15 protein-coding genes are annotated in these 23,134 nt (G+C 42.9%); 10 read left to right on the forward strand and 5 right to left on the reverse strand.

Annotated features, from left to right (window positions below):
- The first annotated feature begins 108 nt into the window (after positions 1-108).
- From NSS67_RS18670 to NSS67_RS18700, 7 genes are all read left to right on the forward strand, one after another.
- Entirely contained in the window at positions 109-1,065 is a 957-nt protein-coding gene (locus tag NSS67_RS18670; RefSeq protein WP_339315089.1) for an ABC transporter permease subunit, read from the forward strand.
- Positions 1,066-1,074: 9 nt separating this feature from the next.
- A complete protein-coding gene (locus NSS67_RS18675; RefSeq protein ID WP_339315090.1) occupies positions 1,075-1,977 on the forward strand; it encodes a carbohydrate ABC transporter permease in 903 nt (300 codons plus the stop codon).
- Between the two features lie 76 nt (positions 1,978-2,053).
- The gene (locus tag NSS67_RS18680) at positions 2,054-3,811 is read left to right on the forward strand and encodes an ABC transporter substrate-binding protein (RefSeq protein ID WP_339315091.1); all 1,758 of its coding nucleotides are present in this window, start codon (positions 2,054-2,056) and stop codon (positions 3,809-3,811) included.
- Positions 3,812-4,009: 198 nt separating this feature from the next.
- Complete coding sequence (locus NSS67_RS18685; protein ID WP_339320633.1) at positions 4,010-5,074, forward strand: endospore germination permease; 1,065 nt, start codon at positions 4,010-4,012, stop codon at positions 5,072-5,074.
- Entirely contained in the window at positions 5,071-6,522 is a 1,452-nt protein-coding gene (locus tag NSS67_RS18690) for a spore germination protein (RefSeq protein WP_339315092.1), read from the forward strand. The genes NSS67_RS18685 and NSS67_RS18690 overlap by 4 nt, the downstream gene beginning before the upstream one ends.
- A complete protein-coding gene (locus tag NSS67_RS18695; protein WP_339315093.1) occupies positions 6,519-7,658 on the forward strand; it encodes a Ger(x)C family spore germination protein in 1,140 nt (379 codons plus the stop codon). The genes NSS67_RS18690 and NSS67_RS18695 overlap by 4 nt, the downstream gene beginning before the upstream one ends.
- Before the next feature lie 154 nt (positions 7,659-7,812).
- Positions 7,813-8,049: a hypothetical protein gene (locus tag NSS67_RS18700; protein ID WP_339315094.1), complete on the forward strand. Its 237-nt coding sequence runs from the start codon at positions 7,813-7,815 to the stop codon at positions 8,047-8,049.
- A gap of 470 nt (positions 8,050-8,519) precedes the next feature.
- Here NSS67_RS18700 and NSS67_RS18705 read toward each other — a convergent pair whose 3' ends face one another.
- Genes NSS67_RS18705 through NSS67_RS18715 form a run of 3 tightly spaced genes read right to left on the reverse strand, consistent with a single transcriptional unit; the run spans position 8,520 to position 12,427 of the window.
- Complete coding sequence (locus NSS67_RS18705; RefSeq protein ID WP_339320634.1) at positions 8,520-9,617, reverse strand: GerAB/ArcD/ProY family transporter; 1,098 nt, start codon at positions 9,615-9,617, stop codon at positions 8,520-8,522.
- A 49-nt stretch (positions 9,618-9,666) separates the two neighbouring features.
- Positions 9,667-10,863, reverse strand: coding sequence for a Ger(x)C family spore germination protein (locus tag NSS67_RS18710; RefSeq protein WP_339315095.1), 1,197 nt, complete (start codon positions 10,861-10,863; stop codon positions 9,667-9,669).
- Position 10,864: 1 nt separating this feature from the next.
- Entirely contained in the window at positions 10,865-12,427 is a 1,563-nt protein-coding gene (locus NSS67_RS18715; protein WP_339315096.1) for a spore germination protein, read from the reverse strand.
- A gap of 245 nt (positions 12,428-12,672) precedes the next feature.
- Between NSS67_RS18715 and NSS67_RS18720 the strand changes: the two genes are divergently transcribed.
- Positions 12,673-12,978, forward strand: coding sequence for a hypothetical protein (locus NSS67_RS18720; RefSeq protein WP_339315097.1), 306 nt, complete (start codon positions 12,673-12,675; stop codon positions 12,976-12,978).
- 54 nt (positions 12,979-13,032) lie between these two features.
- Entirely contained in the window at positions 13,033-13,470 is a 438-nt protein-coding gene (locus NSS67_RS18725) for a Ger(x)C family spore germination C-terminal domain-containing protein (RefSeq protein WP_339315098.1), read from the forward strand.
- A gap of 305 nt (positions 13,471-13,775) precedes the next feature.
- Here the strand turns inward: NSS67_RS18725 and NSS67_RS18730 are convergent, their stop codons facing one another.
- Positions 13,776-15,236 (reverse strand): HD-GYP domain-containing protein, encoded by a 1,461-nt coding sequence (locus tag NSS67_RS18730; protein ID WP_339315099.1) that lies wholly within the window; start codon positions 15,234-15,236, stop codon positions 13,776-13,778.
- A 177-nt stretch (positions 15,237-15,413) separates the two neighbouring features.
- On the opposite strand from NSS67_RS18730, the gene NSS67_RS18735 reads away from it, so the two are divergent.
- Complete coding sequence (locus NSS67_RS18735) at positions 15,414-16,667, forward strand: HAMP domain-containing sensor histidine kinase (protein ID WP_339315100.1); 1,254 nt, start codon at positions 15,414-15,416, stop codon at positions 16,665-16,667.
- Between the two features lie 56 nt (positions 16,668-16,723).
- On the opposite strand, the gene NSS67_RS18740 is transcribed toward NSS67_RS18735, so the two are convergent.
- Positions 16,724-23,044 (reverse strand): Ig-like domain-containing protein, encoded by a 6,321-nt coding sequence (locus NSS67_RS18740; protein WP_339315101.1) that lies wholly within the window; start codon positions 23,042-23,044, stop codon positions 16,724-16,726.
- Positions 23,045-23,134: the final 90 nt, after the last annotated feature.

Here is a 23,134-nt window from a genome sequence, read left to right on the forward strand (position 1 = left end):
AGCGCTTACGAAAATAACGAATTCCCCCCTGTTTTTTATATGAAATATTCGGGTGTTTCCTTCGCTTTCTGTGGATTATGATTATGGCATATCGAAGGAGGGACATAGATGAAAGCGATTACCTCAAAACCTCAACCGGAGACGAAGAAGCCCGCCTCACGTTTTTGGCCAACTTTCTTGCAGCAGAAATACCTTTATATGATGGCCTTCCCGTTTGTGCTCTGGGCATTTGTATTCAATTACTTACCTTTGTGGGGATGGACGATGGCCTTTCAGAAATACAAGCCTGGTAAATCCTTTTTCGAGCAGAAATGGGTCGGCTTGCAGTACTTCAGGGAGCTGTTCCAGGATGATCAATTCTTCAATGCTCTTCGCAATACGCTCGCTATGAGTATCATGGGCCTGTTGGCCGGATTCATCATTCCCATCATATTTGCCATCCTTGTGAATGAGCTGAGGCTGCAGTTTCTGAAACGATTTGTGCAGACCGTCTCTTATCTCCCCCACTTCGTATCTTGGGTGGTTGCTGCCGGGATTATCACCAAGATGCTCTCTACCGATAACGGTGCAGTGAACGACCTACTATTAAGTCTCCATATAATCAGTGAACCCATTCAATTCATGGCCAAAGGTCATTTATTCTGGGGAATCGTCACGGCCTCGGATGTTTGGAAGGAAACGGGCTGGAACACAATCATTTATCTTGCAGCCATTTCAGGTATAGGTCCAGAGCTTTATGAAGCGGCAAGGGTAGATGGTGCAAGTCGCCTGCAGCAAGTGAGGAACATTACACTACCAGGCATTCGGACAACGATAATTATTCTGCTTATCATTTCCATCGGGCATTTAATTAGTATTGGGTTCGAGAAGCAGTTCTTGCTCGGTAACAATCTGGTACGCGACTATTCGCAGACGCTGGATCTGTACGCGTTGAATTATGGTCTCGGCATGGGTCGGTTTTCCTTCGGTACAGCCATTAATATTTTCAATTCTGTGGTGAGTGTGATTCTTCTGTTTGTCGCCAATGGGATTTTCAAAAAAATAACTAAGGAAAGCATCATATAGGAGGCCCTTATGCTAAGTAAAAGACTGGCCGCCGTGTCATGGTCGGACCGCATCTTCGATCTGGTAGTCTATATAGCGATTACAGTAGTGACTATAGCTACGCTATATCCTTTTCTGAACGTGTTGGCGATTTCCTTTAACGACTCCACAGACAGCATTAAGGGCGGTATTACGATATATCCACGCGTGTTCACCTTTAAGAACTATGAGACGATCTTTGCCTATTCTGGACTGATGACCGGACTAAAAATCTCGATCTTGCGAACGGTAACTGGCACGATTCTTGGATTGGTCAGTGCCTCTATGTTAGCTTTCACTCTGAGTCGGATAGACTTCCAAGCCCGAAAGTTCGTATCTACTTTTCTAGCGCTTACGATGTATGTCTCAGGTGGACTCATCCCTGTTTACATCCTGATCAAAGATCTTAATATGATAGGAACCTTTGGCGTGTATGTTCTCCCGGGTCTCGTCAGCGCATTTAATGTATTTGTTATACGTTCCTTTATCGATGGCTTACCCTATGCGCTACAGGAATCCGCTAAGCTAGACGGTGCAAATGATTTCACAATTTATTGGCGTGTCATTCTTCCACTGACCAAACCAGCGTTGGCAACCATCGCTCTCTTCCTCGCCGTTGGACAATGGAATTCATGGTTTGATACTTATCTCTACAACGGTTCCAAGGATGCGTTGACTACCCTGCAGTTTGAGCTAATGAAGGTTATCCAAAGCACGACAACTAATGCGGACAATTTCCGTGGCCGCAATATGACTGAGGTTATGGCGCAAATCTCTCCGGAATCAGTCAAAATGGCGATTACTATCGTCGTCACAGTCCCTATTCTGGTGGTCTATCCGTTTTTGCAGCGTTATTTTGTCAAAGGTATGACTTTGGGTTCGGTAAAGAGCTAGTATGCTACTGGTATCAGCAGGTTCTGACCTGTGTATACAATATCTTCTTGACCAGAAAAAAGGAGGGTTTCTATTCATGACAAGAAAGACAGCAAAACCACATGTGATGTTGATGGTCTTGACCTTACTGATTAGTGTGCTGGCAGGCTGCAGCGGATCAAGCAATACAAATAAAACAGCTGATAACAACGAAGGAAATAAACAAACTAGTGAAGTTAGTGCCACCGCAGCGGCTACTGCTGAAGCTACTACACAACCCGAAGATTTAAGTCCGCTGACACTCTCCTTCTTCGCGGAAGACCCAAATCCAAACTGGAACAATATGAAGGATGACATCAGTAAAGTAATTACGGAGAAAACAGGCGTCACACTCGATGCGGAATTTGCTGTAGGTGATCCACAACAAAAAATTGCCCTGATTGCCGCCGGTGGTGATTATCCGGATATGATCTCTGCCAAAGCTGATATCGGTAAACTAGTAGACGCTGGAGCAGTCATCGACTTAACAGAATTAATCGACAAATATGCCCCTAACATCAAACGTGTGCTCGGCGACAACCTTGCTCGGGCTAAATACACGAATGAAGACCAATCGATCTATGCCATTCCTACCTGGGCGGCGGTAGATGAGAAGAAATTCGTAGCCGGAGGTGGTTTTGAGCTCCAGCATCGTGTCTTGAAGGAAGCAGGATATCCTGAAATCAGAACAGTCACTGATTATGAGAATGTAATTAAAGCTTATCTAGAGAAACATCCTACCGATGAGAACGGCAACAAGAACATCGGAGTCTCCCTGAACGCGGATGATTGGCATATGTACATTTCCGTCACTAACCCTGCTGTTGCTACGACAGGTGGTTCGGATGACGGAGAATATTATATTGATCAAGAGACACATGAGGCGATTTACCACTTCCGACGCCCGGAAGAGAAAGAGTATTTCCGTTGGCTGAATCATATGAATGACATCGGATTGCTCGACAAAGAAAGCTTCGTGCAAAAATATGACCAATACAAAGCTAAAGTAGCCACCGGACGTGTGCTGGGCCTAATTGACCAGGATTGGGACTACAATGATGCTCAGCAGGCATTGAAGACGGCAGGGAAATTCGATCAGACCTATGGTCACTATCCAGTAACCTTGACGAAAGAATACAAGGAAACCAGCTTCTGGCCTACCGGCTTCATGGGCGGTTATGGCATCTCGATCTCCACTACGAATCCAGATCCAGTTCGCACAATCAAGTTCTTGGATTTCCTAGCTTCTGACGAAGGTCAAATCTTAAACAACTGGGGGATTGAAGGCAAACACTATGTGGTTGAGGACGGAAAAAGAGTCGTTCCAGCAGATGTGCAAGATCGCATAAACAATGACAATACAGCTTTCACTAAGGAAACCGGAATCGGCTTTTACTGGAATATGATGGTTCACTATGGAGACGGCGCTAAGGACGCAAGCGGCAATTATTACACTAAAAACTTCCCTGAACAACTTGTGCTTGGCTATAGCGATGTCGAAAAAGAGACTTTAGCAGCCTACAATGCAACCACATGGAAGGACCTTTTCCCTAAAGAAGAAGAATTCGCTGAAAAGGCTTACGGAGCGGCATGGAATATCGCGCTTCCTGGCGAAGATGAAGTCTCCATTCTGGGCAACAAAATGCGAGATATTACATGGAAACGTATTCCGGAAGCTATCCTCGCGAAACCAGCGGATTTCGATAAAGTCTGGGATGACTACATGGCAGCCTTAGAGAAAGCCGGAGTAGAAAAAATGGAAAAAGGGTACACCAAATATGTGCAAGATCGTGTTGCCTTATGGAGTACTAAATAAAAACACACTGAGCCGTGCGGACCTCCGCATGGCTCAGTGTGTTCGTAACGACAGCTCAACTAATCGATTATCCTGACACTCCATCTCCTTCTCACTATATAAGGAAGAATAAATTTCCTACAAGAATGACATTATAAGGTAGAGGTACGGTCCGGTTTATTTAGGAGGCTGAGTTAAATCAAAACAAATATTTCGTTTATTCAATCCATCATGATTATTATGCTGAGCACAGGCCTTCTAAATCATGTCATTATCATTCCAATCCTATTGGATGCGGCAAAACGAGATGCCTGGATTTCAGTGCTGGTTGCTGGTGCATGTGCGCTAGTTTGGATATTTATCCTGCATATTAGTAGTACCAAAATCAATAAGCAGCATCTTTTCGAATGGCTGTCAAAAGCTTATCATCCCATCGTTGGTCGTATTCTTGCGGTAGCCGCTTGTACATATTTATTTGTCATATGCATGCTTACAACTAGGGACACCATTTACTGGGTGCATCTTACCTTCTCTCCAGAGACGCCTATACTGATACTTACTTTCATACTGCTATTGATTTCTGCAATAAATGCTTATTTAGGTATTCACTCCCTTGCGAATACCGCTGGTATTCTGCTCCCTTTTGTCATTATATTGGGCTTTTTTATAATGTTCTCTAACACACCGCATAAGGATTATTCCTTATTAAAACCGATCCTAGAGCATGGCATGCAGCCAGTTTGGAACGGGTCTATGTACGTAGGAGCAGGTTTTATTGAGGTGATCATGCTTTTCTTTTTGCAACATCACATTAAATCTCGATTGTCATATCTATCGTTTATGTTGATGGTCCTACTTATCTTAGGACTGACCATGGGGCCTCTTATTGGTGCAATTGTTGAATTTGGTCCAGATCAGGCAGATAAACTCAGATTTCCAGCGTATGAAGAATGGAGATTACTGACTATCGGTGGATACATTGAGCATCTAGACTTTTTTAGCGTTTATCAATGGTTCAGTGGTGCTTTTCTGAGAATTTCCCTGGCCATGTTTCTGATTCTTGATATATTTCAAATTCAAAGCAGAAAAGTGAAAATATTGGTACTAGGAAGCATATCAACAGCTACAGTAGTGTTCACAACCATTCCTATTAGCGATGAAATTTTTCTGAAAATGTTAACTTCCTATGTACTTCCCTTTTCTTTATGGGGGGTGTTGGTGTTTTCTGTGATTATTGCGGGGCTGATCCGCTTGGCTCAACGAAAGGGGAAAGTAACATCATGAAGGAGTATGAGCAAAAGGACTCTGAATCGTTCGAGGATGTATTCACACGATTATTCGGTTCAAGCTCAGACATTAAGCGAATGACACTCTCTTTGTCACACTCGGACTATGCTGTACAACTGGTTTATTGCCAGGGTTTATGTGATGAAATCAAGGTAGAACAATCCATCATCCCCGAATTAAAAAACATCCCGGAACCTATCCTCTTATCGCATGAAATGGATCTTGAGCAAAAGGTTTCGTTTTATATGATTCCCCTTCCATCAAGTGAAATTGAAAGATCGATGATAGACACAGTACTAAATGGCAATCTTCTCCTTCTATTTACGCCTTCGAATGATTTCTACTCTGTAAAATTGGCTAATCCACCTAAACGGGAGCCGGAGGAACCAAATACAGAAGTGTCTACAAGGGGGCCTAAGGATGGGTTTACGGAAGAATCATTCACCAACATTGCTCTTATTCGAAAAAGACTAAAGACCGAATTATTGGCAGTTGAAGAATTTACGATTGGAACCCAAACCGCGACTGAAGTTCATCTTTTATATCTCAGGGATACAATTAAGCCTCATGTTCTGAATGAGATCAAGACAAGACTGACCGATATTCAAATTAAGGGACTAGTGAGCAGTACCCAGCTTGAAGAAAGTCTGACCGGATTTTCGTTATTTCCATTATTCTCATATACGGGCAGACCGGACTATGCAGCGAATTCACTGCTTCATGGCAAATTTGTATTATTGACGAATGGTTCACCTACGGTGATTATGGCGCCAGTGAGCTTTAGCTTTTTGTTAAATACGTCGGAAGATGCGCATATGGTAAATGTTTTTGTTGCTTTTACTAGGTTATTAAGAATGTTAGGAGTAATGCTTTCTCTGTTTTTACCGGGATTTTGGATCGCGCTCACTACGTTTCATCAGGATCAAATCCCCTTTACATTGCTTGCTACGCTAGTAAATTCGAGACAAGGAGTCCCTCTTCCGGCTCCACTAGAAGCGCTCGTGATGCTCATTTTATTTGAGATTTTTCGGGAAGCAGGTATGAGATTACCTACCGCTTACGGCCAAACTTTGTCTGTTGTAGGAGGTTTAATAATCGGTCAAGCGGCCATTAGTGCTGGCATTGCAGGTCCAGGGACTATTGTCGTTATAGCAATTTCAGTACTGGCCACCTTTACATTGGTGAATCAGTCATTAGTTAGCATCGTAAGCTTATTACGAATTGTCGTGCTCTTGATTAGCGGGTTTCTAGGGTTGTTTGGTACGATGACAAGTCTGCTTGCACTGGTCCTCTTTATGGTGAATTTACGATCTTTCGGCACTTACTATCTATCCCCCCTATCCCCGCCGCATTTCAAGAAATTTTTCAAGGTTATTTTTAGGATGCCGTGGGGTAAGGGAAAGCTCGCGGATAATACGGGAAATAAAGGAAGAGAACGATCATGAAATCGATCAGATGCATTCTCGTTACCGCTCTACTCTCCATGCTGCTTACAGGTTGTTGGGGAGCAAAGGAAATTGAGCATATGGTCTATGTAAATACATTAGGAGTCGATTATGTAGATAACAAGGTTGTTGTTTATATCCAAATGGTCAACTTTAGTGGTATTGCCAAGAAAGAAGCAGGTCAGAGTCAGGAACAGAAAACTTTCATCGGTAAAGCAGAGGGCGATTCGTTTGATTCAGCGATATTCAATTTGTATGCTACTAGTCCACAAAGAATTGTCTGGAGCAATGTGAAAACCATCGTATTTAGTAATGCAGCACTAAAGAAAGGGAGTGTTGTCAATCAAGTATTAGACGTGTGGGATCGTTATTATGAATTCCGTTATACCGTTTGGACGATGGCGACCCAAGAGCCCATTGAAAAAGTGCTCACTACTCCGTCGATTGCCGATCTATCGGTGATTTATTCGCAGCTTAACAGTCCAATGCGATCCTATGAACAAAGCTCAATTATTGCTCCGCTGTATCTGTATAAGTTTATATGGAAGTGGAAAGAGAAAGCCGAAACGGTACTGTTGCCATATCTTGAAATTTCGCCGGACTGGACCGGTAACAATGAGCCTTCCCCTAACATCAGCATGTCTGGGATTTGTTTTCTGCATAATGAGCATTTTAGGGGCTGCCTGAAATCTAAAGATATTTTAGGGATTCGATGGTTGGAAAAAAAGACGCAAAGAACGCCCCTGGTTATCAAAGAAGAAAATACCGTACTTGCTGTGATCGTCATGAACAAAATTAAATCCTCTATTCATCCAAAGATGAAGCATGGCAAACCTGTTTTCGATATAAAAGTGTCTATGCAAGGCACTTTTCCAGAGTTGATCTCAAACCTTAATAAGAAAGAGCTTGAGCTTAAAGCGTTAAAAGAAATTAATAATCAGATAAAGGAAACTTACTTGAAAGGTTTAGAAATAAATGCTGATGTATATGGGCTCTCAGGTATATTCTATCGCGCGCTTCCGGATGAGTGGAACAAATTGAATGATAAGGGGGAAATACCACTTGATTCAAGCAGCATCGATAACATCGATATCAAGGTAAATTTGGTCAGTGGGGGTATATCTAAAATTGAGTAATTGAATAAGATTTAATTCATTTACCAACTGAGTGTGGATGTTTAATAACACAGAAAAACGCTTCAGTCTAACATGAAGTGCACCCATTAGAATAGACATTGGAATAACCCCTGGGTAAATTCCGATGTAATTCTAATGGGTGCATTTTTTGCCAATGAATAATCTAAGACTCAGAACGAAGTTATTTTTGTCATTTGGCTGTGTTGTTCTAATCCCAATCTTAATTGTAGAGCTGTTCCTCACAAATGAACTACAGAATATAGCAATGGCTAATGCGCTGGAGCAGACTACAGCCTACGTGGATCGCGTGAAGAAACGGACTGGCGAAATGCTCAATATCCCAATTGATATTCTTATCATCTATCGAATGACAGCCGGCTTGAAGAGGTAGCCATCTATCATTATGAGTATGTCTATGATGTGGTGGAAGCTTTACAGGAACTATCCTGTTTCCGAAACTTTATTTGGCTGTACAACGAAGCTTCCAGCATCTGCCTAGACTTTACGAATAGAGAACATAGGGCAGTAGCCGGCATGAATGGAAATCCCCTCCGAAACACATAATATCTTTAAAACTATTACGGGAATCGGCGTTTCGCAGTGGGATACCTTCCCGAACAGAGATGGGGTTTGATGCGATTTGAGAATACTTCTGCTCTCCCTGATGCTGCTCATTCTTAGCGTCGGTCTTGTCATCGCGAATGATCTGCTGGTGGGTTATCCCCTGTACGTGTCGTTCAGAAATATTTGGTTACCTTTCGAATCGATGATACCTGAAGAACTTATCATGTTGTTTCTCCTGCCTCTTTATACGGCACTCCATGCCTATTACAAGAGCAAGAAGAAAAGGGGCCGTTCGCGCTAGCGATCGGCCCCAAATCTTTTTCGCATAAATGCCGTTACGAGCAGAATGCAAGGCAGAATCACACCGAACAGCATCGTCTCTGAATACAATAAAATGTCTCCTTCCTCGATTTGTTCGGGGAAATTTCCGGAAAGCATGATGGAGATGAGCAACATGATGATTCCCGTCGGCTGAACGAGCTTCCGGTAATCCCGAATCCCGAATACATCCGCGATGGACATGACGGCAGCGTAAAAAAAGATGGCCACCTTAAAAAAATCGCCGATGATCAGCGTTAGCACGACAATGACGTCCAATCGCTGGATGAACTCTCCGATATTGATCAGACTGATGGTGTTCAGCAATGGAAACGTGGCCCGCGCCGCGATATCGGCTCCGAGCACAGCGATATTAAGCGCAGTTGTGAAGCTCAGGACGCAGCTGCTCAGCAGAACGGCCACAAATCCCGCGCGTATACCGGTTTTCATTCGGTTCAAATGAGGGAATACCATGGTGAAGCATACCACTTCCTCATGAGGGAACTGGATCGTTTGTTTCAATGTCGTTTCGATAACGGGACCCCAGCCGTTGCCGAGCACGGGCAGGAGTCTTTTGAAATCGATGACGCCTGCAAAGACCAGCAAGAAGCAGCTAATGATCCCCAGGACGACAAGAATAAACAAAAAGATCTGCCCCGTTCTTGCCAACACCTCGATTCCTCTTGCCAACACGTAGCCGACTGAAATAATCATGATAATGTTGATCGCGATCACAGGGGTTACGTCTAGGATCGAACTGGTGATCAATTCCCCCCCTTCACGCAAATCCCTGGCGGCTCCATGAATGAAAAATAGTACGTACAACAGCCCGAGCGCCCCCCCCACCCGTCTTCCAAATATCCTTCTTGAGTAAGCGGTAAGCGGAAGCTCCGGGTAACGACGGTACAAGGAAACGTAGATCCAAAAAATAGCCATTCCACCCAAAGCTCCGAGCAAAATCGAAATCCAAGCGTCATTCCCCGCATTCATAGCCAATACGCGCAAAATCGAAGTCCCCATTTCGAACAGCACAAGTAGGACAAACAGCTGCCCGGGACTAATCTTCACTTTCTCCATAGCACTCACTGCTCTCTTCCCGTCGTGTATTTAAGCATCCACACACAAGCTACTCTTTTTTCAACTTGTAAGGGCTGGAAACTATCCCTGTTCTTCGGATCGTCGAATCGACTTCTACCTCCACCTTGCAGGTGGGGAAGATCGCATCCCATTCCTTTTCCATTTTCTTCCATGTCTTCGGAAACGAACGTTTCACCGCATCCCCGAAGCCAATTACGTCCGTATTCAGCTGCTTCGATTTCTTAATCCCAGCCAGCACGATCCGTTTCGTTTCTTCACTCCAGTCCTGCTCGTAAGCGTGGATTTGCGCCGACTTGCTAAGGTCAACCGCGCACATCACTTCCTCAATATTACCGATTTGATGAATATGAACGCGAAATACGGGTCTATCGCCTTCAAAGCTGGCTTTCAGATTCGTTTTCGATCGCAAAAGCTCAACCGAAACGGCATTCTTTTTGTCGCGGCAATCGAGCCCTTCCACCGTGCTTCTCATTTTATTATTAATATAGGATATCCCCCGTGCCGTGTCTCCGCTTGCCCAGTCAACGAGCTTTCCCTTTCTGAATAAAGCCATTCCATTGACCTGCAGTAAGGCGGACGATACTGTTTGCTTCATATTATCGGAGCTCTGACCCAATTCTTTGTTGCCGACCAATCTGATCCCGCTAATGACAGGATTGCCCGACTTGCTCATCAAACCGCGGATAATATCCGGGACCGGCGTCTCGTAGCTTTCACCCAGCACCTTGCCCGATACTTTCAATTTGCCCAATATCGCATTGGCAGGTATAAGCTCAAGTGGAGTTAGCGTTCTCAGGATCGACTCGGCTGTCGCATTTCTGGCGATGAAAACCCTGGTCGTCATGCGGGGTTCGGGATCCCGCTCGATCAGATCGAGTATTTCCTCGATGCTCTCCTTCGCCAGCGCTTCCCCAATCACGAATATGCGCAAATGTTGACTATTTATTCGGCGCGCAACCTTCTGCGACGCATTCCTTACTGCCTCGAACAATGAATTGCCCGTTCCGGTATAGACGACGACTGGCGTTTTGCCGGTCGCTTTGATGCCGGCGATTTCCTGGGCGTTCACGATTTGAAACGACATCCGGTATTCGTTGGTCCCGGGGATTTTGTCGACTCCTTCCGCCAAAGCAAAAGCCAGTTCGTTCATTTCCCTGTAATTCCAGCAGCCAGCAAGCAACAAAAGAGCGAGAAGGAGGCCGGCGACGCTCGATAATCGTTTCACATTATTCTCCTCCTTTTGGCGCATGTGGACGAGATTTGGACGTCTTGTCCGGCGCACGCAACAATGTATCCTTTTGGCTGCTCAAGCCAAAAGGTGCGAACGGCGACAAATAAGGGATACCGAAGGAACGCAAGCTCACCAGATGAGCCACCACCAGGATAAAGCCCATAATGACGCCGTAGAAGCCGAACGTGGCTGCCGCAATCATCATCGGGAATCGAATAATTCGGGACGAAGTAGCGAGCGTGAATCCGGGCATGGTGAAGCTTGCAATGCCGGTAAACGCGACGATAATGACCATCATCGCCGTCACGATGCCGGCCTCGACCGCCGCTTGTCCGAGCACGATCGCGCCCACGATGGAGACGGCTTGTCCAATGGCTCTAGGCATGCGCGTGCCTGCCTCCCGAATGATTTCGAACGCACCCTCCATCAGTAATGCCTCGAATAATATGGGAAGTGGCACGCCTTCCCGCTGAGCCAATATATTTATAGCTAGCGGGGTCGGTATCATCTCTTGATGGTGAGTAGTCACCGCGATATAACTTGATGGCAGAAGGATCATGATAATGAAGCTGAAGTATCGAATGAACCGCATGAATATAGCGTAATCTGCCCGTTGGTAATAATCTTCCGCCGCTTTGAAGAAATGGGAAAAGGTCGTCGGTAATATAAGCGTATTTGGCGTTCCATCCACAAACACGGCGATACGTCCTTCTAGCAAATTGCCTGCGGTTACATCTGGCCGTTCCGTATTGTACACGGTAGGAAACGGCGTATACGGCTCATCCTCAATTAGCTGTTCGACATTTCCCGATTCCAATATAGCGTCCACGCGTATGTCTTTTAAGCGTTTTCTGACTTCTTTAACTAACGCATCATCCACGGTACCGTGAAGGTACATCATGGATACTTCCGTCTGTGACACGTCTCCGATCACCATTGATTCCAGCCATAGATTCGGACTCTTCAATCTGCGCCTGACGAGCGACACATTGGTGCTTATTGCTTCGGTGAAGCTGTCTCTCGGACCTCGTATGTTGACTTCCGTGGTCGGCTCGGAGATGTCCCGCTGGTCGCCTCCCCTCAAACTCGCGAGGATGCCGCTCGCGTAACCGTCAACCATGATCACCGCGTCTCCCGACAAGAGGGCGTATATCAGATCATTCCAGTTATCCTGAACCTTCGCGTCACCAACGGTCATCGCGTTTTTCCATACAGCTTCAAATATGATTTTGCGGTTAACCGCGTTCGAAAAGTCGATTTCATCCGTTTGCTCCCATATCAAGTTGGTGGCAAAATCGTTCAGTTTAACCGTATCCGTTAATCCCTCCATATAGACAGCCGCTATACGGACATGTGGAACATTCGGCAGTGGAAAGTAACGAACGATCAGATCCGGACTGTTGCCGAGTTCGCTCCTGATTCGGTCAATCGTAAGATCTATACTCTTCTCTAGCGGCGGTCGACTCCTATGAAAGCCTTCCTCATGAACGGTTTCTTTGCTCTTCACGTTCCTCTTCTTTCCAAACAGCGAGCCCAGCAGGAGCAAAACGTTCTTCATAATAGCCTCCATCAATAAGATTATCGATTAGTTTGCTGAATTTCGCTTTCAAATATTCGTAATATAGATGAGGGGCTAGAAAATGAAAGCTTCTTATTTTATACCCAATCAACTATCGATAAAAGTAGAGACGATCTTAGCCCTATCTATATCGAACTCTGGAATGTTTGTGGTGGGATGTATCTTTTCTCTAATCCGAATAATAATTTTGGAACAACTGGAGGAGGGAAGGTGTTTGATTAAGAATGACCAAAATCGTGGTCTATGTAAATACATTAGGAGTCGATTATGTAGATAACAAAGTCGTTGTTTATATCCAAATGGTCAACTTTAGTGGCATTGCCAAAAAAGAGGCAGGTCAGAGCCAGGAACAGAAAACTTTCATCGGCAAAGCAGAGGGCGATTCGTTTGATGCAGCGATATTCAATTTGTATGCAACTAGTCCACAAAGAATTGTCTGGAGCAATGTGAAAACCATCGTATTTAGTGATGCAGCACTGAAGAAAGAGAGTGTGGTCAATCAAGTATTAGACGTGTGGGATCGTTATTAAGAAACCCCGTCTATCGCCGATCTATCGGTGATTTATTCGCAGCTTAACAGTCCAATGCGATCCTATGAGCAGAGTTCAAATATTGCTCCGCTGTATCTGTATAAGTTTATATGGAAGTGGAAAGAGAAAGCCGAAACGGTGCTGTTGCCTAATCTTGAAATTTCGCCGGACTGGACCAGCAACAATAAGCCTTCCCCTAACATCAGCATGTCTGGAATTTGTTTTCTGCATAATGAGCATTTTAGGGGCTGCCTGAAGTCTAAAAATATTTTAGGGATACGATGCTTGGAAAAAAAGACGGAAAGAACGCCCCTGGTTATCAAAGAAGAAAATACCGTACTTGCTGTGATCGTCATGAACAAAATTAAATCCTCTATTCATCCTAAGATGAAGCATGGCAAGCCTGTTTTCGATATAAAAGTGTCTATGCAAGGCACTCTTCCAGAGTTGAGCTCAAACCTTAATAGAAAGAGCTTGAGCTTAAAGCGTTAAAAGAAATTAATAATCAGATAAAGGAAACTTACTTGAAAGGTTTAGAAATAAATGCCGATGTATATGGGCTCTCAGGTATATTCTATCGTGCGCTTCCGGATGAGTGGAACAAATTGAATGAAGGGGGAAATAACACTTGATTTAAGAAGCATCGATAACATCGATATCAAGGTAAATTTGGTCAGTGGGGGTATATCTAAAATTGAGTAATCGAATAAGATTGGCATATTAGAGGCTGATAAATAACTTTTGATTATCAAAGGTCGTTCTTCAGCCTCTTTGTATGTTATGAAATGGTAAAATAATTAAAAAGAAGAAATAATTGCACCAGTATTTTCATTATTTACTGTACTGGACGGGTATTGATGCACAGCCGGGTTTCTCACACACAGGTTAACCCATGCATCTACACATTTAGGGTCAAAATGTATCCCTTTTTGCTCTATCAATAGATCCATCGCCTTACTATGGGTCCATGCTTTGCGATAGGATCTCTCGGAAGTTAGAGCGTCGTAGACATCAGCAACCGCTACTATTCTAGCTAAAAGAGATATTTCTTCTCCCTGAAGCTTGTCAGGATATCCACTACCATCCCATTTTTCATGATGAGATCGTATAATGCTCAGTTCTTCCTTCATAAACCCAAGGGCCCTACACATTTCATAACCCTTCACCGGATGCTTCTCAATCTCTCTTCTTTCTTCAGTGGATAGTTTTCCGGGCTTGTTAATAACAGAATCTGGGATACTAATTTTCCCTACATCATGAACTAGGGCCCCCTGAGCTAGCGCCCTTAGTTGTTCTGGTGTGAGATGAAGCTCTTCTGCTAGCTTCAATGCATACATCGTTACTCTAAAAGTATGTCCTACAGTATATGTATCTTTCTTTTCTATAGCAATGATTAGAGCTTTTACACTTGGTGAGGTACTATTTGTAATTCTTTCGAATGGATCATTTGTAAATAACGCACGCAGAGCCCCTTCAAGAGACCCTCTCACCGCATACTGCTTAACTAGCCCGATAATCATTACAATCATCGAAGCCAATAATAGAACATGATACATCCACCAGCTGAGCTTCCATAGCTCTCCCATAACTATTATAAGCTGGGATACTATAAACCACCCTGCAATATAGACGATGGATATCTGAAGAGGAAACCGTGAAAATCTATAAGTTTGATAGTATCGATTGATAGTAATTATATTAAGTAGCAAAACTATTGCGGTAGCAATCCAATTTATTGGTTTCACTGTTAAAGGGATAGAACTTATCATATGTGGAAAAATCAATGACATCATTTCAAAGATACTCAAGACCACAATCCAAATTGGAAGAAGTAAGTTTTGCCGTTTTGATAGTTTCTCAACAAGCATATGGTCAGAAGGTAAAGATGAAAAACATAACCAAATGCTTGCTAATAACATACTTAACTGCGCTGCAATACCAGGCAGATTAGTTGCAGGAAGTAAAAAGTGTGGTGTCGATACCCCATGTAAAGTGAACATCAGAGCAAGAGATGTGAAAGAGAGTGATAAGAAACTAACCTTTATATTTCTTAGTCTTTTAGCGGCAATGCCAATCGCAATAGCCACTATAACAGATAACAAGGCTACTACACTTACAATATAAAAATGTCCTCTAGGCATGATAAGATATGGATCGCTAATAATCCCACTTTTAAAACATTCAAATAAGATAAACGGTATAGCAACTGAAATTAAGGGTCCGATAAAACTAGTTTTTTTCATTTTAATGTCTCCCATGTTGGATTCATCTTCCAATAACCACCAATAAATATACAACTATTATTGATATGTAACTAGCTTCAACTAGCAATTAGATGTATAAGAGCGCCATGGGTGTCCACTAAAAAGGTGGAAACCACAGTTACAACGAATAACAGTATAACAAATTCTTTTTAAACTGGTGGGAGGGCTAATATGCTATATGTAAAGGAGCTTTTGCTGCAATTACTATTTGTCCTAACACCCTTTGTCCTTTATACCATCTATTATCGTGATAAAGCCGTAAACTATTCTAAACAATTTATTATTGTTACCTGTATGATTTGCCTCTTTATGTCGATGACTTTCCCATCTAGCGTACAGGAAGGAATCATATTTGACATACGCTACGTAATCATGTTTTTCGGAATGCTGTACGGCGGTATGACTGCTGGAATTATTCTTCTCATTGAATTTTTAACGTACCGCCTACTTATAGGTGGACAGGGGATATTGTCAGCGATGATTATTATCTCGATCACATTTACTTTATCTGCACTGTTATCAATATTATATCGTCGACGTTCAGGTAATCGAAAGCTTATAACATTTATTGCAGGGATAAGCTTTTCCGTCATTCCTATTTGTACTATGTTTGCAACGGAATACCAATACACAATACAGCACTTAAAGTTTAATATTCTGGTAATGCCAGTACAAAATTCTCTCGGAATTTGGATACTGATTTCCCTTTTTAATAAGGCAGTTTCTGATAAGGAATTGTACCTGAGATATCTTCAAAGTGAAAAAGCAGAATCAATTGCTCATGTTGCAGCCTCCCTTGCCCATGAAGTCCGCAATCCACTGACAGCAGTTATGGGATTCCTGAAATTACTTAATGATGATTCTATCTCAAGAGAAAAGACACATAAATATATAGAAATTTGCGTTGAAGAGATAAAGCGAACGGAATTCATACTTTCTGAATATCTATCAATAGCTAAACCCAATAGTTCAATGATTGAGAATATTGAACTTGTGCAGCAGATTCACTCAATAGTAGATATCATAACTCCCTACGCCAATATGAATAACGTTTCATTGGAGATACACAATCAGGAGCATGAACTATATATATCTGCAAATCCTAATGAACTCAAACAACTTTTCATTAATTTCATAAAAAATGCGATTGAAGCTTGTTCTCTTCTTGTAACAGGTAATGTTATCATCCGTATTGAGCGTCAATCCAAATATGCAAAAATTACAATCATTGATAATGGGGTTGGGATGAGCGACGAGCAAATGGAGCGACTGGGAAGCATTTATTTTTCAACTAAAAACAAAGGAACTGGATTGGGACTTACGCTTTCATATCAACTGATCCGTTCGATGAACGGTGATGTAACTGTACGTAGTAAATCAGGTAAGGGAACGGAATTCACTCTCTCGTTCCCTTTAGATATGTAGACAATAAAAAACTCGGCTCAAACTTATCGTTTGAACCGAGTTTGGTTAATAATTATTTAATTCATAAACTTCAAATATTGCAAAACTTGTTTGATCATCACCGCAGCCTCGGCGCGTGTTGCTGCATCTTGCGGAGCAAATGTTGTTTCTGTTTTGCCTTTGATCAAACCTTTGCCCGCCGCTTCTGTTACTGCATTGCTAGCATAATCAGAGATACGATCTTGATCAGCAAATGGATTACGTATTTGAGCTTCCGTTCCATGATCACCTTGAACGAGATGAATAGCTTTCATGATCATAACGATCATTTGCTCTCTTGTAATCATTGCCTCAGGAATGAATTTATCCTCTCCTACACCTTGAACCAGACCTAACTTCGCTGCTGTGTTCACGTCCTGCGCATACCAAGCCGTAGCACTTACATCTGCAAATGCATTCGATAAGGACTCTGTCGTTAATCCAAGTCCTCTAACCAATAGTGCCGCAAACTGAGCACGTGTGACCTGACCTGCTGGTGCGAACGTCCGGTCCGTCATGCCGTTAATGATCAGTTTAGAGGCTAAGGTCTCCACATCCTTTTGCGCCCAATGTCCAATCATATCATCGAAGGTTTTCTTCCCTTCTACGATCACATACAGGCCATTTTCATTATGTTGAATCGTCGCCACCGTTTTGCCATCCTTCAACGTAAATACGGCTGGGACAAAGCGAAGTTCTCCCGTTACCGGATCGTACTTCATTACCGTCGCTTCATTCGGATTACTTACTACACCATCTAAGATTAGCGTTCGTTCCACATACCCCGCTGGTGTTAGCTCCGTTGTCGCATCCTTCTCTTTCAGCTCTGCTCCATAACTTACAACGGCACCTCGTAACCTTGTACCACTACCAACAAGCTTTTCTTCCAAAACTTTCTGTACTGTCCGGTCTGCTTGCTCAATACGAACATTCACTTGTCCGTTTAGATCAAGGCCTTCCCCTGCCAACTCAGAAACCGGCCATGCATAGCTTCCTATGGGACTAGTCACTTCAATGACAGCATCAGGCTTGCTGTCCGCCAAGCGGCTTATTGCTTCCGCTGGAATCTCTATCTCGAAGCCTGCGTAAGAACCAGAAACCTTAATACTCAGTACCGAGCCTGCGTTTTTTCCTGCTTTTTCAAATGCTTGAATCTTCTTCATAAAGGCTTCTGCATTCAGCTGGGCCTTCACTGTGTTATTAGCTGCATCCACCTTAAGCTCGCTACCTTTAGATTCATACACCGTTGGATCTCCGAAACTTGGCTCTGTCGTGCTACCGCCGTTGTTTCCTCCAACATTATTGCCTCCGCTATTGCCGTTACCGCCTCCACTTGTGCTTTGACCACTGATCGCAACGACTTTGCTTCCGATTATTGTGGAACCATCTGTTGCTGTAGCTACAATTTTCACCGCACCATCCTTCACAGCTGCCAGCAAACCACTTTCACTAATTGTTGCTTTAGTAGTTACTGTTGTGCCATCTGCTTCATATACCGACCACGTTACAGATTTATTTGCTGCATCCTCAGGAAGAACAGTTGCTCCCATTTGCAACGTGCCAGCTTTGCTTGTAATGGTGTCGACTGGACTTGTGACTGTAATTGACTTTACTTTTACTGGATCAGGGTCTGGCGTGTTGCTTTGACCGCTAATCGTAACAACCTTGCTTCCGATTACTGCGGAACCATCTGTTGCTGTAGCTACAATTTTCACCGCACCATCCTTCACAGCTGCCAGCAAACCACTTTCACTAATTGTTGCTTTAGTAGTTACTGTTGTGCCATCTGCTTCATATAGCGACCACGTTACAGATTTATTTGCTGCATCCTCAGGAAGAACAGTCGCTCCCATTTGCAATGTGCCAGCTTTGCTTGTAATGGTGTCGACTGGACTTGTGACTGCAATTGATTCAACCATCAACGGGTCTGGGTCTGGCGTGTCGCTTTGACCGCTAATCGTAATAATTTTACTTCCGAATACTCCGGAACCATCTGTTGCTGTCGCTACAACTTTAACCACACCATTCTTCACAGCGGTCAGTACACCACTTTCACTAATTGTTACTTTATCTGTTGCAGTCGTTCCATCTTTTTCATATAACGACCATGTTACAGCTTTGTTCGCTGCATCCTCAGGTAGAACTGTTGCTCCTAACTGCAGCGTGCCAGCTTTGGTTGTAATGGTGTCGACTGGACTTGTGACTGTAATTGACTTTATTTTTACTGGATCTGGGTCTGGCGTGTTGCTTTGACCGCTAATCGTAATGACCTTGCTTCCGAATACTCCGGAACCATCTGTTGCTGTCGCTACAACTTTAACCGCACCATTCTTCACAGCGGTCAGTACACCACTTTCACTAATTGTTACTTTATCTGTTGCAGTCGTTCCATCTTTTTCATATAACGACCATGTTACAGCTTTGTTCGCTGCATCCTCAGGTAGAACTGTTGCTCCTAACTGCAGCGTGCCAGCTTTGGTTGTAATGGTGTCGACTGGACTTGTGACTGTAATTGACTTTATTTTTACTGGATCTGGGTCTGGCGTGTTGCTTTGACCGCTAATCGTAATGACCTTGCTTCCGAATACTCCGGAACCATCTGTTGCTGTCGCTACAACTTTAACCGCACCATTCTTCACAGCGGTCAGTACACCACTTTCACTAATTGTTACTTTATCTGTTGCAGTCGTTCCATCTTTTTCATATAACGACCATGTTACAGCTTTGTTCGCTGCATCCTCAGGTAGAACTGTTGCTCCTAACTGCAGCGTGCCAGCTTTGGTTGTAATGGTGTCGACTGGACTTGTGACTGTAATTGACTTTATTTTTACTGGATCTGGGTCTGGCGTGTTGCTTTGACCGCTAATCGTAATGACCTTGCTTCCGATTACTGCGGAACCATCTGTTGCTGTCGCTACGACTTTCACCGCACCATCCTTCACAGCTGTCAGCAAACCACTTTCACTAATTGTTGCTTTAGTAGTTACTGTTATGCCATCTGCTTCATATACCGACCACGTTACAGATTTATTTGCTGCTTCTGCTGGCTCGGCTTCTGCTTTAAGCTGTAAGCTTCCGCCCTTCTTCGTAATTTCAGTTGCTCCAGTTTCACTGACCACAGTTATCGAGTTAACTAGTTTTTGACCGCTGATCACAATGATCTTTTCATCAACTACGCTTCCACTATTCGCAGCAATGCCTACTGCCGCGGTAGCTACTACTTTAACTTCACCATTCTTCACTGCGGTAAGTAGACCATCCCTACTAATAGTCGCCTTATCAGTCGCACTACCATCTGTTTCGAACACTGACCAAATGATATCTTTATTCACGGCATTTTCAGGCAGAACCGTCGCTTCAAATTGCAACGTCCCCCCTTCTGTTGTAATCTCTTCATCCATAGTTGTGATTGCAATGGACTCTACTAAACGATCTACCCTGGAAAAGAGATCAATATAATTAAGCGTGAAATAAGTATTTGTTGCTCCCTCATTTTTTGTTCCTGTCACTCTAATTTTTAGCACATGCTCTTTATTCGTCATCGTTGGACTTTCGAAGAGCAACTGTCCATCCTGTCTTGAAGAAGCGTAAGCATCCACAAGTGTTTCTGACCCGCCATCAATAGAAATCGCAACAATCCCCTGATCCTTGCCCTTCGCACCATACAATTTCACTTGAGTTCCAGTAAAGCGTAACGTTACATTTGCATCCTTCGTATTAGAGTAATGGGTATCCCAAGACCCCCAGCCTGAGCTATATTCAAGCTGATTTTGACCAGTTCCTGTCCAGTCATGATTGATTCTTCGATCTAACGACAAGATGAATTTTTGATAATCCGCTGAAATATTCTCGCTTTGTGTGAATGATGTTCCCCCACCTGTACTGCCATTACTTATGCCTGTTACTTTTCCAGAAGCTCGATTGATCAATTGGTAATAGCCATTTTCTATTTCCAGGACTGACCATTCATCGAAATAACTTTCATCTTCTGAATATTCTTGTTGAACAATCGTAGCACCATTTTCCATTGATGCATTCTGTACTGCGAGCACCTTAGAACTATGTTGAGAAACAATTTTGTAGTATCCAGGATCTGTCTTAATAAATGTCCATTGCTGATTTACCCCCTGCCCCTTCGACCATTGAATAATTTTTGCGCCATTATTATAAGATCCACCATCTACGTCCATATTTAAGCTACTATGCTTGACCATAATATTAAATGTTTTCTGGTCAAATAAATCTCGTATCGCTTTTCCGCTAAGTGTAATTTTGGAGCCTACCGCAGTAGTTGGAACAAATACGGCTTGCCCTGCTGCACCTTTCTCAATCGCTTGTACATTAAAGAAAGAAATAATTGTCTCCTGCTCACCTGTTACATCTGCTTTTGCGCGGAATGTCAGATTAGCAATTACCGTATTCTCATCAGTTCCAATTGCACGCTGTGCAATTCCAGCAAAGCTAACTTTTCCAGCAATAGATGCATTGTGGCTCTCATTTTCTTTAAATTCAACAAATTCGAAGCTTTCCAACGTTAATAGCTCTTTGTCATACTGAACAACGCCTTCGACACCTGTCATTTTAGATGCTTGGCTAACAGTAATCGGAACAGTAACAAGTTCGCCTTTTTTAACCGAATGATCCTCTGTCGTTAATTCAATTGGTGTGCTCTCGGGATCTGGCTCACTCCCATCATACAAGTTTAATTCCATTGAAAACTGGTTGCTGGCACGATAAAACTTCTCCTTCGTAACGGAATACCAGTTAACATCAACGTTGTTGCTACCTTTCTTAAAGGTCATTAGCATAATCATACCTAGATCAGCAGTCATATATTGAGCATCAGCCAGCACTTGCTGTACAGTATTACCATGTTCACCAATATCTTCTCTTGTCACAATATCCGGGTAACCTATATGACCCGATGTCACTAGTACGATATTTTCATACTTGCTTACAAGCTTATTCCACATATCATCGCCGTTATTGCCATCATCAATATCCTTGGATGGATAGTCCTTATGCCTTGTACTAATCTGTTCACCTGAATGATACATGTATGAATGCGTGCTGATAATTACTTTGCGATCTTGATTTTTAGAAATAACTTGATCAGCCCAAGCCAGTACAGCATCATTAGGTGCAAATTCCATAGCCAATACCATATAGCGCACACCGTTAATATTGAACTTACTATAGGTGTTATCCATTTTGCCTTCTTGATATGCACCAGAAAATGCTGGTTCTGCAGAATATTTACTGTACGGATAGAACTGATTATATTTTGTTGTGTCACGAGTTAAGGTAGACTTACCTAAAATCATATCGTGATTTCCTGGCGAAAAAACATATGGCACAACACCATCGAGCATTCTCATCCCTGTTGATGAAACTCCCCATTGCTCAGTGTTATTAGGTTCGTCAACCAAGTCGCCAACCTGAATAGCAAGTTTAATCTTTAATTTTTCCGCATTCTCCTTAATCCAGTTTATATGCTTCATATAGGCTTCTTGATGGTAGCGTACAAGATACTGGGTGTCAGGAATAATAGCAATAGAGTAGTCGCCTTCCGGGAATTCACCATCAAGCCAGTTCGTTGTTTCTTCATTGTATAGCGTTACATGGTTTTGCTCTAAAGAGCTGTCTAAATACTTACCATCAATTTGAGTAGCCAGCTTCCAGTTTCCCATTAAGTTGGCTTTATCACCCTGCAAATAAACATTGTAGTTGTTTTTGATTTCTTCAGCTGTGCGAACAGTAGACCATACACGCACATCAGCTAACTCACCATTAAATTTCATAGATGGCTTACCATTCGTGTACCCTCTATAGTCCGAACCAATTTTCATTTCTCGAGCCGTACGATCCTTAGGCAGTGGCACCTTAAATTGCTCTTCATGCATCTTCTCTCCATTAACGTATGTTACAGCTTTGTTTCCTACTTCATCCAGAGTAATCGCTAGATGCATCCAATCACCAGTTTTTACATTTACATTTGTAGCCACATAATCGATTGGATTACCCAAACCAGATTTCCAATAAATTCTTGGATTGGAATTTTGATTAATTTCAAAGTTAAATCTTGAAATATCGTCGTAGTAGTTATCAAAGTAATTTCCTAAAATAACTCCAATTCGTTGACCGTTAGGTAAATTAGCTGGTACCTTGATCCATGCTTCAACTGTTCGCGGCGCCTCTGCTAGCCTTTTTTGTGTTACAGCATCCAATCCATCGGCGAATGAAGTACCTACACCATTGAAATCATTTGCATTAGCTGCCTGAGCTTGACCTATTGTAAAGCATGATATGAATAACATTACTACTAAACTAAACAACGCTATTCTTTTGATTTTTTTCATAAATGATATATTCCTCCTATTTGTGGTGTAAAAAGCCTAGCAACTGTATTTTCGATTTCAAAATACTAGAAACAACTCACTGTAATATAA

Origin of the sequence: Paenibacillus sp. FSL R10-2734 (genome assembly GCF_037963865.1) — a bacterium.
Classification (GTDB): Bacteria; Bacillota; Bacilli; order Paenibacillales; family Paenibacillaceae; genus Paenibacillus_AQ.

Bases quoted from the DNA above. Each gene is read 5' to 3' on its own strand.
- NSS67_RS18670 (WP_339315089.1), top strand. From the start codon at position 109: ATGAAAGCGATTACCTCAAAACCTCAACCGGAGACGAAGAAGCCCGCC.
- NSS67_RS18675 (WP_339315090.1), top strand. From the start codon at position 1,075: ATGCTAAGTAAAAGACTGGCCGCCGTGTCATGGTCGGACCGCATCTTC.
- NSS67_RS18680 (WP_339315091.1), top strand. From the start codon at position 2,054: ATGACAAGAAAGACAGCAAAACCACATGTGATGTTGATGGTCTTGACC.
- NSS67_RS18690 (WP_339315092.1), top strand. From the start codon at position 5,071: ATGAAGGAGTATGAGCAAAAGGACTCTGAATCGTTCGAGGATGTATTC.
- NSS67_RS18695 (WP_339315093.1), top strand. From the start codon at position 6,519: ATGAAATCGATCAGATGCATTCTCGTTACCGCTCTACTCTCCATGCTG.
- NSS67_RS18700 (WP_339315094.1), top strand. From the start codon at position 7,813: ATGAATAATCTAAGACTCAGAACGAAGTTATTTTTGTCATTTGGCTGT.
- NSS67_RS18705 (WP_339320634.1), bottom strand. From the start codon at position 9,617: ATGGAGAAAGTGAAGATTAGTCCCGGGCAGCTGTTTGTCCTACTTGTG.
- NSS67_RS18715 (WP_339315096.1), bottom strand. From the start codon at position 12,427: ATGAAGAACGTTTTGCTCCTGCTGGGCTCGCTGTTTGGAAAGAAGAGG.
- NSS67_RS18720 (WP_339315097.1), top strand. From the start codon at position 12,673: ATGACCAAAATCGTGGTCTATGTAAATACATTAGGAGTCGATTATGTA.
- NSS67_RS18725 (WP_339315098.1), top strand. From the start codon at position 13,033: ATGCGATCCTATGAGCAGAGTTCAAATATTGCTCCGCTGTATCTGTAT.
- NSS67_RS18730 (WP_339315099.1), bottom strand. From the start codon at position 15,236: ATGGGAGACATTAAAATGAAAAAAACTAGTTTTATCGGACCCTTAATT.
- NSS67_RS18735 (WP_339315100.1), top strand. From the start codon at position 15,414: ATGCTATATGTAAAGGAGCTTTTGCTGCAATTACTATTTGTCCTAACA.
- NSS67_RS18740 (WP_339315101.1), bottom strand. From the start codon at position 23,044: ATGAAAAAAATCAAAAGAATAGCGTTGTTTAGTTTAGTAGTAATGTTA.